Source organism: Victivallis lenta, assembly GCF_009695545.1.
Taxonomy (GTDB): domain Bacteria; phylum Verrucomicrobiota; class Lentisphaeria; order Victivallales; family Victivallaceae; genus Victivallis; species Victivallis lenta.
Window position 1 is genome coordinate 108,259 of the sequence record NZ_VUNS01000007.1, and the last position, 14,147, is coordinate 122,405.

General features: G+C 62.4%; 9 protein-coding genes. All 9 read right to left on the reverse strand.

The features are described 5' to 3' along the window. Positions 1-92 precede the first annotated feature (92 nt). A complete protein-coding gene (locus FYJ85_RS08590) occupies positions 93-1,322 on the reverse strand; it encodes an MFS transporter (RefSeq protein WP_106053588.1) in 1,230 nt (409 codons plus the stop codon). A gap of 72 nt (positions 1,323-1,394) precedes the next feature. Next, complete coding sequence (locus FYJ85_RS08595; protein ID WP_154417897.1) at positions 1,395-2,921, reverse strand: sialidase family protein; 1,527 nt, start codon at positions 2,919-2,921, stop codon at positions 1,395-1,397. Positions 2,922-3,022: 101 nt separating this feature from the next. Continuing rightward, complete coding sequence (locus FYJ85_RS08600) at positions 3,023-5,131, reverse strand: hypothetical protein (RefSeq protein ID WP_154417899.1); 2,109 nt, start codon at positions 5,129-5,131, stop codon at positions 3,023-3,025. 11 nt (positions 5,132-5,142) lie between these two features. After that, complete coding sequence (locus FYJ85_RS08605; RefSeq protein WP_154417901.1) at positions 5,143-5,868, reverse strand: type II secretion system protein; 726 nt, start codon at positions 5,866-5,868, stop codon at positions 5,143-5,145. Between the two features lie 329 nt (positions 5,869-6,197). Further along, positions 6,198-9,863, reverse strand: coding sequence for a cellulase family glycosylhydrolase (locus tag FYJ85_RS08610; protein ID WP_206213055.1), 3,666 nt, complete (start codon positions 9,861-9,863; stop codon positions 6,198-6,200). Positions 9,864-9,882: 19 nt separating this feature from the next. After that, positions 9,883-10,587, reverse strand: a complete 705-nt coding sequence (locus FYJ85_RS08615) for a type II secretion system protein (RefSeq protein WP_154417905.1) — start codon at positions 10,585-10,587, stop codon at positions 9,883-9,885. A gap of 232 nt (positions 10,588-10,819) precedes the next feature. Continuing rightward, positions 10,820-11,848 carry a hypothetical protein gene (locus FYJ85_RS08620; RefSeq protein WP_154417907.1) on the reverse strand — a complete coding sequence of 343 codons (1,029 nt, stop codon included), beginning with the start codon at positions 11,846-11,848 and terminating at the stop codon, positions 10,820-10,822. Positions 11,849-11,867: 19 nt separating this feature from the next. Beyond that, a complete protein-coding gene (locus FYJ85_RS08625) occupies positions 11,868-12,884 on the reverse strand; it encodes an ABC transporter permease (RefSeq protein WP_154417909.1) in 1,017 nt (338 codons plus the stop codon). Further along, the gene (locus FYJ85_RS08630) at positions 12,877-14,145 is read right to left on the reverse strand and encodes an MFS transporter (protein WP_154417911.1); all 1,269 of its coding nucleotides are present in this window, start codon (positions 14,143-14,145) and stop codon (positions 12,877-12,879) included. Before FYJ85_RS08630 ends, FYJ85_RS08625 begins: the two co-directional genes overlap by 8 nt. Positions 14,146-14,147 lie beyond the last annotated feature (2 nt).

Genomic DNA, 14,147 nt, shown 5'->3' on the forward strand with positions numbered 1-14,147 from the left:
CGCCGCGGGCCGCCGAAGACACGAAGCGACCGGATTCCGGGTTTTTCACTTGACAGGCTGCGGGGATTGATCGGGCTGCCGGCGGGGCGGAATCATTTTCCCGGAACCGGCAGGCTGCGTGCGTTTCCGTTCCTGGTCAGCAATGCGGCAATCAGGGAGAGCAAATAAAAAATCCAGGAAAGATGCATGACCGGAGCAAGGCCGATCCGGGATGCGATCTGGCCGATCGCCAGCAACGCGATTCCGGCGATCCCCCACGTTCCGCCGACGATAATCCCCATGCGCGCGCTCATCGGCAAAGTTCCTTCCGCGCGGCGCGACATGGAAACCAGCAGCGGATAGCAGGAGCTCGCCAGCAGCCCGCCGAGCATGATCAGCAGACAGGATGCCGGGTGCCCGGCGAACAGAAAATAGAGCAGCACAACCGGAATTCCCGGCACAAGCCCGCCCAGAACAAACGGGGCGTTCCGGTATTTCCGGACCAGAAAGCCGATCGCAATGGACCCGGCCGCGGACCCGGCACCGAACAGCATCGCGCTGAAGCCGCCGAAAGAAAGGGTGAAATCCAGTGTCACGAGATAAGAAGGCAGCAGGGCTTGAATTGCAAGCGTCCCCGTGTTCAGCAGGGTCGCGATCAGACACAAACTCCGGAAGCTCCACGGGCAATCCTCTCCGGGAGCGGCCGGGGCATTTTTCCCCGCCGGGCTTCTGTCGGAAGAAGGGGCATGACGATCCGGCGCGAGCTTGACATTGCTCAGGCGCAAAGCAAGAATGACGGCCAGAACGGGGAGAGCCATCCAGTAAAGTCCCTTCAGCCCGAAACTGCCGACCAGCAGTGCGCTGACCCAGGGGCCGACCGCGCTGCCGAGGAAGCCGCCCGTCATGAAAGCCGGCACGGAAATGCTGGAGGCGATCCTGCCGATATGCTGGGTTCCGCGAAGTCCGTGAGGGTGGACAAGCGCTATTCCCGCGCCGACGGCCGCCATCAGAAGGCAGAGCACGATGACCGGAGTGGTTTCCGGCATCGCCGCGAGGAGGACAATCATTCCCGCCATCACAAGACCGACGGTCAGCAGGCGGGGAGTGCGCGTTTCACGGCCGAGCAGGGAGGCCGGAATCTGCATGAGGTTGCATCCGATGCTCATGCAGGTGAGGATGATCACTCCCATGCCGAGATCGATTCTGAAATACTTCAGCGCGACAGGCAGAAATCCCGGCAGGAGCCCGCCGAGCATATCCGCCGTGAAATGGGCGGCGGAGAGAACGGCGACCCGGGTTCCCGAAGCATGGAACGCGGTCGGCACGACACTGTGTTTTTTCATAAAGACCCGTGAGACAGCCACGCCGGGAGTGCCGGAAATTGCTTCCCGGCGCCTCCGGCGGAGGATTCGGATTCAGTCCTGTTTTCCCGGCACCGCATTTTCGCCGGTTGCGCCGGCCGGGGCCGCCGCCGCCGACACCGCGACGAAGGTGTCGGGTGCCGTACCGGAATAGTACGCCAGAAAATGCATGTTCTGAATCACCGAGGCATTCACGTTTCCCGCATCCGGAAAGGCCGTGCTGCCGAGGGCGACGGGCTCCGGCTCCGGCCAGGCAAGCGGGTTGCCGATGATGCGGTCGAGCTTTACGACGCGGCGTTTCAGGACGCCTCTGCCCCGGTGAAAGTAGTAGTTGCTCAAAAGCCCGGTCGCCTCGTCAAAGACCAGGCTCGGGGTGGAGAGGGCAACATCTCCGATGTTCGTTCTGGAGCGGGTCCAGGTTGCGCCGCAATCCTCCGACTCCAGCTGGAACTGGGCGCGTTCCGTCGTGTTTTCCAGACATTCCGTCCGCGCGACGGCGAAGATTCTGCCGTTCCCGAAACAGACCGCCGAAGGCTCGGTCGGCCATTCGGACTTCGGAAGTCCGGACTCGATGACACGCTGTTTCCAGGTCGCGCCGTTGTCGCTGCTGGTCAGCGTGCCCCATGAATTCTGTCCGTCGTCGCTGTAATTTCCCGCAAACCAGAGTGCCATCAGCCCGACTGCGGGGACCGGGAAAATATCCGTGATCTGCATCGGCATCGGGTCCAGAACCGGGGTCGCAATGCGGGTGAAGGTCACTCCGTCCGCCGAACGGTAGAGATCATGACGCCGCTTCGCCCCCCAGCAGCGCACCCAGAGAAGCATCGCGCCGTCGGCGTCCAGCCCTTTCCCGATGGTGACTTCGCCGCAGTCCGGCGCGTTCGAGATCAGCGTCTCCGGCGACCAGGTTTTCCCGCCGTCCCCGGAGGTTCGGGCGTAGACGCCCCGGCAGCTTTCGACGATGTCGTGCCCGCGCCCCCGGCTGTAGGCGCAGACCAGCTTCGGGCCGATCGCCTGGAGCATGGGCCACGAATTATAGCCGGGAGCATCTTCGACGATAAACGGCGCGGCCGGGGCTTTCACGGGCGTGACCCGGACCAGAAGCAGGTCCGTCGGGCATCGGCAGGTATCGGCCGGATCCCCCGGACAGCGCTCAATCCGCACGGTCAGCGGCCGGTCCGGGTCCGTCGCGCAGTATGACTCCAGTTCGATCGTCCGGGGGAGACCCGGCGCGGCGGAAAGCGCGGTGCGGACCGGCGTCATATGCTCTTCGCATGTGTCTTCCGGCGCTTTGCCCGCTCCCTGCGACAGATGCAGCCGGTATACGTCTTCGAGTCCGGAGTTTTCCGCCCCGCCCGCAGCGGCCACGACGATTTCGACCTTCACTCCGCGGCAATCCGCAGGCAGGCGGGAGATGGTTCCGGCGACAGACTGATCCGCGTCTTTCCCGGAAAAGGTCCAGACCGGGACCGCCCGGGAATCGATGACGGCCGTTCTTTTTTCCGGGCTGCCCGTCGCGATCGACAACTCGTCCGCCGTCAGGCGGAGCGGAGCGGTTTCGGAAGCATTCTCTGTTGACATTTTTGAATTTTTCTCCTTTGCGGTTTTAAAGTCAGCCATATGAGGAATTTCATGCTTCTGCGGATTGTCCGGCAAAACCGCGCCTGCATCGTCTCTCCCCTTCACCTGGCCAGTTCGTACCAGACGGTCCTGTCGCGGCCGGTGTCGAAGCGGAAGCAGTCGGTTTTTTCCGCAGCTTTCGTTTTGCGTTCTCCGTGTTCGCCGAGAATCCAGACATCGCAGCGGCCGCTTTTCAGCCGGAGCGTTCCGGCCACCGGCTTCAGAACGACCGGGCTCCCGCCTTTCAGCCACCAGCCGTTCGGCGCGGGATCGGTTCCCGGCGCAAGCGTATTGCCGCACTCTCCGGCGGCAAGGAACATCATGCGCTTCGCCCCGGCGATCTCCGCTTCTCCGAAAGAGGCCAGAAAGCAGACTCCGAACGGAGACTCCATCTCAAGCGTCATGTCGTTCAGCTCGAAGCGGCGGGTCCGGTCGAAGAAGCCTTCCGCCCCCTGCGCCGACGGCGTATCGAGCACCCAGTAGCCCTCTTCCCAGTTCCGCCGGAATTCGCCGGTATCGGACTCGATGACCGGGCCGATGTCATCGAGCTTCCGGTCGCAGGAGGACGCATAGTCGAACACCTGCGCGTAATCCTCCGGGCGGTATGCGGTCCCGGGGTAGGCAAGCTCAAGCCGGTGCCGTTCCGGCGTGTTGAACAGGAGATCGCTGAAGAACGACGGCGACTTCTTCGTCGAGAGGATATCCTTTTCGGAGACCTTCAGCAGCACGCGCTGCCGGGCCGGCGCAACCGCTCCCCCGCGCAGCAGCCAGGCCGAGAGCGGGAAGGTCGCCAGATAAGTCGTGTCGTGCCGCACGTCGAGAATGTGCCCCATGCGTTCGTACTGATTCAGCTGCTCGGTTCCCTGCGAGGCGAAGAGGTAAAAGCCGTCCCACTCCTGAAACGCATGGACCGCCGAGAAAAACGGCAGTCCCGCCGCGCGGTACTCGTTGTACTGCATCGGGTTCGCTCCGAGCGACGCGGTCGCGCCGCCCTTCGCGGTGCGGTGTTCGCTCGAGATCAGCGGCTTTCCGGCCACGGAGGCGAGTGAAAACCGGGCGAAAAGGTCCTTCGTGTATTTCTCCTTTTCGCGCGACTCGTTGACCGGTTTCTTCAGCAGCGGGCTCCAGCGGCCGCCGGAAAGAATGCGGACATTGCCCTCCGACCACGGCGCGTAGCCCCAGTAGAGGTGGGCGTCCATGAAATCCCCGGCCAGCGACGGCTGCGTATGGTAGAAGTTCTCCCCGACGTTCGAACCGCTGATGACGCCCCGGTAACCGAGCGAACGGACGTAATCGCGCCACATGCGGTATCCCTCCGCCATCGTTTCGTTCCAGAACTTCGCGGAAGCATCGTCGTTCAGCGAGAGGTCGAGTTCCCGTTCCGGCAGCCGGTTGCGTTTCAGATACTCCCGGAATTTCGGCCTCAGTTTGCCTGTGTAGTACGGATTGAGCCCGGCGAGTCCCTTCGGGTGATAGTTGTAGGCGACCTCGTTCACGACGCCGAGCATCACGAACTGCGGGTCCTCGAAGAGGCTCCTGCCGGTGTAACGGTTCGGCCGCATGAAAAAAGCGCGGACATATTTTTTCACATACGCCTGAACTTCGGGGTCGAACAGCATCAGCAACTTGAGGTCGAACCCCTCGCGCGTGCCGTTCGGAATTTCGGAGAGGGCCGGTTCCAGCGACGAATCCGGCAGCTCGCAGGTCACATAGATCCCCTCTTCCTTCAGTGCTGCCGTGAAGCGGTCGAGGAGTTCCAGCGCCCTGTCGTTGAATTCGAGCGTGCTTTCGGCACGGTCTTTGAAGAACGGCGCGGCATTCTGCCAGCCGGCCGTCATATGATGGATGCGCACGATATTGATGCCGAGCGCGGCCATCTTCCGGGCGACGGTTTTCGCCGTTTCCGGCGCGTACATGTTGAAGACGCGGTTGTCGACCACGTTGAGTCCGAACCAGCGTACCGGCGTGCCGTCCTCGAAGACGAAATTCCCGCCGACGGCGCGCAGCACACCGTGCTTTCCGGCCGGCTTGTGGTTCAGGAACGAGACGTTGACCACGGAATCGGCCGCCGGTTCGCGGATGATGAACGGAAACTCGTTCTCATACATGGCCCCGGCGAGGGGAGTTGCAAAGGCGGCTGCCGCAAATACGGTTGTCAGAAATTTCTTCATCTGCATATTCCTTATCTGGCGGAGAGAATCCAGCGGTCGAAAATCGGGCAGCCGGGCTGCTGCGTCCAGTTTCCATCGTGGAGCTGGCGGCGGTTCAGCGTTTCGACGTGGCCGTCCCAGAGCAGTGCGTTCAGCGTGTAATTGTGGTGGCGGAAGGCCATCCAGTAGCCGCTGCTGTCTCCCTTCTCCGGAATCATGTACTTCGGGTCGTTGTAACGGACGAAGGTGCCGACGCCGTCGACGATGTTCATGCGCAGCGAGGGCCGGGCCAGCGAGGTGATCTTGAAACTCTGCCGCGAGGCGTCCGTCCCGGACGGGAAGCTGTCGCTGGCCGCGACGCCCGGATAGTGCATGTTCTTCGCATACCAGTGTCCGGTATAGTTGTTGGCGTTGCGGTCGGCCGGCTTGGCCGGGCAGAAGAAGCCGGTATTCAGGTTGACGTTGCCGTCGTCATACGTGCTTTTCATGCTCGCTCCGAGCGCCTGCAGGAAGCCGGCATTGTTGCACCAGCGCATCGCATTGTCCCAGCTGTTGTTCAGCAGCAGAGGAACCACGAAATCGTCATATGCCGTCGAATAGATCGCCTCGGCCATGCCGAACTGCTTCAGATTCCCGGCGCACTTGACGGCGTGAGCGCGGGAACGCGCCTGATTCAATGCCGGCAGCAGCATCGATGCGAGGATTGCGATGATCGCTATAACAACCAGTAACTCGATCAGCGTAAATGTGTTGCGCATAATATTGAGTATGTGAAAAAGGAGAGCCGGCCCGATGAAGAAAAGCGCTGCCGGAGCCCCGCGGCGCCGGAGAACGAACTGCACGGTCCGGCGGCGGCGGCCTCCTCGGAAAGTGCCCGAAGCCCCGGATGGGGAATCAGGATGCAGCACCGGGCATACGGGCGGAACATAGCGCCGCCCGCAGCCGCGAAGCCATGCGACATGGATCGGACAATGTGCTGTAAGGATGACCATAACCTATTAACTGCAAAGGAAATGAATTATGAAGAAGAATATCGGCAAGTATAACATACTCAATATTATACGTCGCAATATCCTCCTGGCGCCATTTATTTTCTGACCGAGCCGACGGCCTGGTCGAGCACATACCGGTCGGCAGGATTTTCGGCATGGAACTCCTGATCGCTGAAATACCAGTAAAAGCGGCCCTGCCGGACAAATGCGGCGCTTTCTCCCGCCGAACCGGGAATCCGGAACCGGGCGAGGACTTCACAGCCGTCGGCGAGCTGCTCCGGAACCACCAGCGAAGTCGCGCCGCCGCACGGCGCCGCCATCGAGCCGCCGCCGGCGGGCAGAAAACGGCCTGAAGCACTGCCGGTGATTTCGATCGGAGCCTTCCAGATCCCCCCATCGTCGCGCAGATTCCGCACGATGATGACCAGTTCATTCGCTCCGCCGAAGTTCGTTCCGTCTTCCGGAATCGCATATTCGCGCGACACCATCCAGTAGTTCGGCGTCTTTTCGCCGGTATGCCCGATCAGTTTGCCGTTCCAGAAAACCCAGTCGAGATCATCGACGGCGCCGAGTTTCAGCTTGAGCGGGCGTCCTTTCCAGCCGGCCGGAATCACGACACTGCGGCGGCAGGCTCCGTCGCCGATGCGGTATTGCAGAGAACCGGTCATGCCGGTTTCGCCCCACATCCCCGGCACTTTCACCGTTTCGCTTTTCTTCCAGCCGGCCGGAGGAGCGACCGGAGCCTTCTCCTGCGGCCCGAGAAAAATGAATTCCCAGCTTCCGGCAAGATCGATGCGCCCGGAATGTTCCGCCGCGCGCCGGACCGGGCCGGACTTCAGCAGGAGGCCGTTCTTCACGAGATACGCCGGCAGCCCGGCATCCTGCCTGCGGGCGTAGGAATCCAAGTCGAGCCTTCCGTTCAGCAGGACTTTGCCTTTGAAGCGGTTCCGCAGCACATCCAGAAGCCGCAGGTCGGCATAATCCGTTGCCGTGACCGCAAGCGCATAGCCGTCCAGCAGCGCGGGCTCGTCGATGATCCGCAGCGTTTCAAAGACGCCGACCCGGCAGCCGCGTTCTTCGAGCTGCGCAATCAGGTCGCCGAGCTTCGCCCCGGTCGAGGCTTCGAGCCGGGCGTTGACGATTACCGCGACCGCCGGGCCGGTTTTCGGAACCGGGCGGAATGTGCGGATATGCGATGCAAGCTTCGGCAGATAGCCGACCTCCGGTTTCAGATGCCAGTCGTCATCCGCCAGCAGCATCCCGCCGCCGCCGCGAAAATGGAAGGCGAACGGGCAAAAGCCGAGCCCGAGCGCGACGTGGCGTTCGACCGCATTGCGGCTGCCCTCCATCTGCTGTTCGGAGTCATAGCTGCCGCGCGTCAGAGTTGCGGCCTTGCGTGCCTGCACGCCGCCCATATTGTAGTGCGTGCCGGGCAGGACATGCTCTCCGACCGAGGTCAGAATCGCACGGTAATCGACCGGAACCGGACTGCGGTCCCACATATCGCCGATCGTGCGCTGGAACATGCCGTATGCTTCCGGGCGCGTCTCCCGCAAAGCGGCGACGATCCGGCCCGACTGCTCCTTCTGCATCATCGCCGCAAACCGGAGGTGATCGTAGAAGCGCGGATTCGACTCATAAGCCTGATCCGGCGAAGCGTCATCCTGAAAACCGAGGGGGCGGATTGTGCAGTCGTCCCAGTTCTCGCCGGGAGCGAGTCCGTAACGGTCGGCTCCGTCGGCCGCGGCGCCCCAGACCGCCTGCAGGTTTTCTCGGGTTCCGTATTCGCTCTTCAGAAATTCGTTCCAGCGCCGCAGCAGGTAGCGGCTGGCGGCCAGGCCGTCCCTGTCGCTGCCGATCGGCGTTTCATTGGTCGGCACCTCAAAAGCGACGATGTTCGGCAGCTCCGCAAACTCCGCGCCGAGGCGGCGCCAGGAATCTTCCAGCGCCTCCGGCCAGTGATAGGAATTGGCCTTGGCGAGTTTTCCATTGAGTTCATACCCCGGTTTTCCCCGGTTGAACCAGTCCGGATACGGCCAGTGCAGATCCACGCTGACACCGAAACCGTAGCGCTCCGCCTCGCGGACGATATCCTTCAGCATGCCGAGAAAGGCCGGGTCGAACTTTCCCTGTTCCGGCTCGAGCTTCTGCCAGATCACGTGCAGGCGGATTCCGTTGAAACCGAGCCCGGCGAGATACCGCATGTCCCACGGCCGCCACTGGTTCAGCCCCGGAGAGTACAGCGCGCGGAAAAAATGGGGACCGAACATCCGAAACTCACGGCCGTCCGGGTAACGGAACTGTTCTGTTACGGGATCGTAGACAAAACGGCGTTTTTCGGGCGGCAGCGATGCGAGCGCGGCGTCGACATAGGCATCTGCCGATTTCTGGAGCTCCTCGCTCTTTTGCCGCAGGCCGTTGAAACCGCCCTGTTTTCCGGTTTCGATGAGAACCGCGTTTTCCGCCAGCAGCCGCCCGGCGGTTTCGGGGTCAAACAGTGTTTTAAAATAATTCAGCTGCTCGCGCTGTGCGGCAAGCATGATGCCGGTCCAGAGGCAGGGTTCGATCTCCTGCGGAGTCTTTCCGTTCAGCGCGGCACGCCACGGGACGCCGCGCGCCTCGAGCGCCTCGAGCATCGTCCGCTGAACCAGGTTCAGCTTGCGGTCGCGCGTCAATCGGTAAGCCGCGGCTTTTCCGGCATCGGCAAAAATCATGTCCACCTTCAGTATGGCCATCTCCTTCCCGGCTTCACCGGCGACGAATTCGACCGAGTTGATGAGCTCCCGCTCCTGTTCCGGGACTCCGAATGCGGCCCAGTCGAAATCGATGAACTGCCGGCCGGCCGGCAGAACGACTTTCCGCGACTGCCCGGATTTTTTTGCGGCATAGAAACCCTTTTCACGGGAAAAGCCTTTGCAGACGTTCAGCGTCAACGCCGTCTCCTCCGGCAGCACCACCTCGAACCGGAGGCCGGAGGGCGGCGGATCGATCGGGTCGATAAAACCGAAGCCGTAGACCGCCCATCCTTTTGCGCCCGGTTTTCCCTGCACCTGCCAGAGTGCGGCTTTTACGCCGTCCACGACGGTTTCTTCGAGACGGCTGGTCAGGCCGCCGCCGCCGCGCAGGGAAAACACGCCGGTCAATTTATCGAACGGACGGGCGACCGGGTTGACGGCGCCCTCGGCGGCATCGAGCCAGTTCACAACGACCGGAGCGTCGGCGGCGAGCGGTTCCGGGTAGAGGAGCCCGAAGGAGTGAAGCTCCATGCGGTACGGTTCCGCGACGGAGAAGGTGACGGCGTTGACCCGGTTCCAGTCCGCGCTTTTCACATTCAGGTCCCCCCAGGTGAATTCGAGCGTCTGTTTTCCGGCGGAGAGCTCGACGCTGCGGCGCCCGAGCCATTCGGTCGCCCAGAACCCTTTGCCGGGCGTCTTGTTGATCCGCGGCTCGATGTTGAGCCTGACCGGCCGCGGCAGCGTGACCTCCAGCCGGAAGCCGGCCGGAGCGGCGGTGCGGGGATTCTGAAATTCGATGCCGAGCGCGGACCAGCGTTCTTTTTCGCCTTTCCCCGCAACGGTGTTCCAGACGGCGGAATTTGCGCCGGGGATGAGCTTGCTTTCCAGTCCGGCGCCAGAGAAGGTGCAGCGGTTGCCGAGCTTTTCAGCCCGGATTTGCGCGCCGGAAAGGAGCGGAAGATATTCCGGAGCCGCCTCCGCCGCAGACACGGCGATGCAGGCAAGAATGACCAGGAGCTGTTTCATGGCGGAATCTCCCTTGTCCCTACCGGGGAATGAAAGTATATTTGGATTCGGAGGTCTCGCCGATGTCGGTTTTCGGAATCCGGTCGACATGACCGTCCATGAGCAGGAAGTTGCCGAAACCGGTGCCTTGTACGGCCGGCTGCCAGTCGGCCGTGGTTCCGGCGGATTTCGTGGCGGACGAACCGTGCCAGAATCCCATGTCGCGCTGATCGATCAGAGCGTTGGAAAACCAGCCGCCTGTGCAGAAGCTCGCATCGCCGATCAGGGTGACCCGGCTGGAATTGCTCACCCGGGTCACTTTGGCTCCCTTCTGAAAGTCCACCGTTCCCCCGTGTCCCGGCCAGGTGCGCCGGTTCATGCAGTAGGAGAGCCACTGGTTGTTCCCCCCGCCCGAAACCCGGATTCCGGTGACGCAAAGCAGAATCTTCTTCCCGGTTCCGCTCGCTTTGGCGTTATAACCGAGCTGCTCGCCCACCATCGTGGAAATCCGGCGCGCCCAGTGGTAATCCATCGCGGAGGTATCGACCGGAAACAGGAAATCGTTATTGGATGTCGTGTACAGCTGGAGTACTCCGCCCATCTGCTTCAGGTTCGACATGCAGTTCGTGCTGTACGCCCGTTCCCGCGCCTGGTTCAGCGCAGGCAGCAGCATCGATGCGAGGATTGCGATGATCGCGATCACTACCAGCAGTTCAATCAGTGTGAATGTGTGTTTCCTGCTCATACCCTGACCTCCCGATTGTTTGAAGAATACATCTGCAAATCGATAACCAAACGTTTCATTTTTTTAACGTAAACCCTTTTTATCAAAATAACCAAACGTTTCATTTCTTTTATTATGACCTAAAATACCGCAAAAGTCAAGAGGCGATGACGAAAACTGCGAAAAAATTATGAATTTTCATGCCGTGCCGCCGGAAGGCGCTCCCGGCGGCACGGCGGCGGAGGAGAAAGGTTCATTTCGTGATGCCGAGTCCCCGGACTTCGGCGGGACCGCCGGTCAGTGTGCAGTTGACGTGCGTGGTTCCGGCCGGGATCGGGTACGAACCCATATGGCGCTGCCACTCCCTGCCGGGCTCGGCGACCAGTTTCCGCCGGGCCAGAAGCTTCTGGCGCTGCATGAAATTCACCTCGAGCACGAGCTTGACGCTTTCCGTCGCGCGCGCTTCGTAATACGCGTAAAAGCGGCCGCTTCCCTGTACGCGCAGCACGCGCAGCGCAAGCGAGCGGCCCGCGTCGATCCGGAGGCCGCCGCCGGAAACCGGACAGAACTCCCCCTGGAACTGCACGTAGACGCCGCCGTTCATGCCGGTAGTGCGGTGCCGCAGGAAATGAGGGTCCGCGAACTCGTTCCGCGCACCGGGCGGCAGTTCGGCGGCCTTCCGGTCCGTTTCGGCAGAGACGGCCGGGGCGGTTTCGTCCGGTTCGAGCTGTCCGGAGGGGGCGAGTTCGAGCAGCGCGGCCGATTCCGGCGGCAGCGGGATGCCGAAATTCAACGCGCCGTCGAGAATCGCATGGTCGCCGCGGTCCGTACTCGGCTGTTTCTCCTTCTCGTCAGTCGTCAGCAGCTTTAACCGCAGATCGACCCGCTTCGATCCGAAAAAGCGGCCGGCGTCGGCCATGACCAGTTCGGCGAAGCCTCGCGTCGACCCGGTGTTCCAGACCAGAATCTGCAGCTGCCGCTTCGCCGGGTCGGCGAAGGCAAGGGTGTTCAGATTCCCGCTCCGGCCCGATTCGACCCGTTTCCCCTTCAGGCCGTCGGTCAGCAGCGTGACCGGCGGCGTCGGCTGCGGTTTCGCTTCGGAAAGCGCAGCCTTGAGCCGCTCGAGCTGACCGGCCGGCGCTCCGATCACCGAACTGTTGACCAGCTTGCGGAAGGCGGCGGCGTCGCCCTGCGCCGGAGTGAAAAGCGCGATCCGCAGCTCCGCCGCCGGAAGCAGGATGGCGGCCGAAGAACAGAAACTCAGCAGAAGCAGTCGAAGCATGGCAGGTCCCTCCCGGCGGTTATTTCGTATGCAGCTTGATTCTCGGATCGGCGGCCAGATAGAGCATGTCCGAGAGGAAGATCCCCCCGAGCGTCAGCATCCCGGTGAACGCGAAGAGCGCCATCTGCAGCGGGTAGTCGCGGCTCGACAGCGCCAGCAGCGACAGCGTCCCCATGCCCGGAATATTGAAGATGTATTCGACCAGCAGACTTCCCGCCACCAGCGTCGGCAGCAGGCCGCCGAACAGGGTGATGAGCGTGATGAGCGCATTGCGGAACGCGTGTTTCCAGATGATTACGGTTTCGGATTCCCCTTTCGCGCGGGCGGTGCGGATGTAGTCGGAGTGGATCACCTCGAGCATGCCGTTCCGGGCGTAGCGCGAAAGTCCCGCGAAGTTCGCATAGGTCAAACAGAGCACCGGCAGCATGTAGTGCCGCAGGATTTCCCATTGCAGCTGCCAGGTCGACAGCGCATCCTCGTTGGCCGGCGTCAGCCCCTTCAGCGGAAAGAGCGGCCATTTGCCGCCGTCGCAGAGCGTTGACTGCAGCAGCAGCGCAACCCACATGACCGGCAGCGAATAGAGCAGAAAGAGCAGAAATGCCGAACCCCGGTCGAACCAGCTGTCGGCATGGACGGCCGCATAAACGCCGAGCGGGACTGCCAGCAGATAAGTCAGCAGAATCGCCCAGACGTTCAGGCTGACCGTCACCGGCAGCCGGTCGAGAATCAGTTCGGTCACCGGGCGGCCGGGGTCGACCGAGGCCGAGGTTCCGAAGTCGCCCTGGGCGACCTCCTTCAGCCAGAGCCAGAAGCCGACCAGAACCGGTTTGTCGAGGTTCAGTTTCTCGCGCATCGCGGTGTTGCGGGCGAGCGCGCCCTTCGAAGCGTCGAGCGCGCTGCCGGCCGAATCGCTGCCGAACATGCTGCTCCGGGTCGGGTCGCCCGGCGCGAGACGCAGCAGCACGTAGCTGACCAGCAGGATCGCCAGCAGCGTGAAAAAGGCCAGGATCAGCCGTTTGATGATGTACTCAACCATGTGCCGTCCCCTTCCGTTCCGCCGGGAGCCGGACCTTCCCGAGCAGGAAGCCGCCGAGCAGGAACGGGATGCCGAGCAGCGCGATGCCGATTTCGCTGTATCCGAAGAGCCAGCCCGCCAGCCCGACCAGCAGCGGCCCGAGAATCGTGGTGAATTTGCCGAAAATATTGTAGAAACCGAAGAATTCCGCCGCCTGTCCGGCCGGAATCAGCCGCGTGAAGAACGAGCGGCTCAGCGACTGGATTCCCCCCTGTGACGTGCCGATCAGGAACGCGGCGGTGAGAAAAAGCGCCCGTTTCGCCCCCGGCGTGTCGAAGAGCGGAATCAGTCCGACCAGGACGGCGATCAGGATGTATACGCCGATCGCCGCATACAGCATTTTCCGCGCGCCGTATTGCTTCGCCAGCGCCCCGTACAGAATCGTGAACGGAAAGGCGAGGAACTGCAAGGCGAGGATCGTCAGCAGCAGCCATCCCTGCGGGATGCCGATATCCACGCTGATCGGCGCCGCCATCATGAGGATCGTGCCGACTCCGTCGATGTAGAGGAAGTAGGCGACGAGAAACAGGGCCGCGTCGCGGTGCTGCCGGATCTCGCTGGCGGTCCGCCAGAGTTTGCGGAACCCGTCCAGCGCACTGGCCCGGCGCACCTCCTTCCGTTTCCGCTCTTTCACGAACCGGAACATCGGGATCGCCAGCGCGATCCACCATGCCGCCGCCGCCACGAACGCGAACCGGATGGCGGCTGTGACCGCGTCCTTCAGCAGCAGCGAAACGCCGAGGCAGACCAGAAACGGAATCACGCCGCCGACATAGCCCCACGCATAGGAAAGCGAAGAGAGCTTGTCGGACGAACCGCGGCTCGCGATGTCCGGCAGCAGCGCGTCGTAGAACGAGTTGCTGCCCATGTAGGCGACGAGCGCCGTAAAGTAGAAAATCAGCATCAGCCCCGCATCACCCCGCCCGGTGAAGCAGAGCGCGAGCGTCGCCGCGACTCCGATGCCGAGAAAGGCGGCGAGAAAACGCTTGCGTCCCGCGTTCGCGTCGGCGATGCTGCCGAGCCATGGGGCGAGGAGTCCGGCCGCCAGTCCGGCGCCGGCGCTGACATACCCCCAGATGCTGGTCGCCAGCGTCGGATTCATTCCGGCGGCGGAATAATCCTTGAAGAAGAGCGGCGCATAAACCGTGCGCACGATCAGTGCGAAGGCCGCATTGGCCATGTCGTAGCAGATCCAGCTCAACTGCGCGCGCGTCAGATGCATGT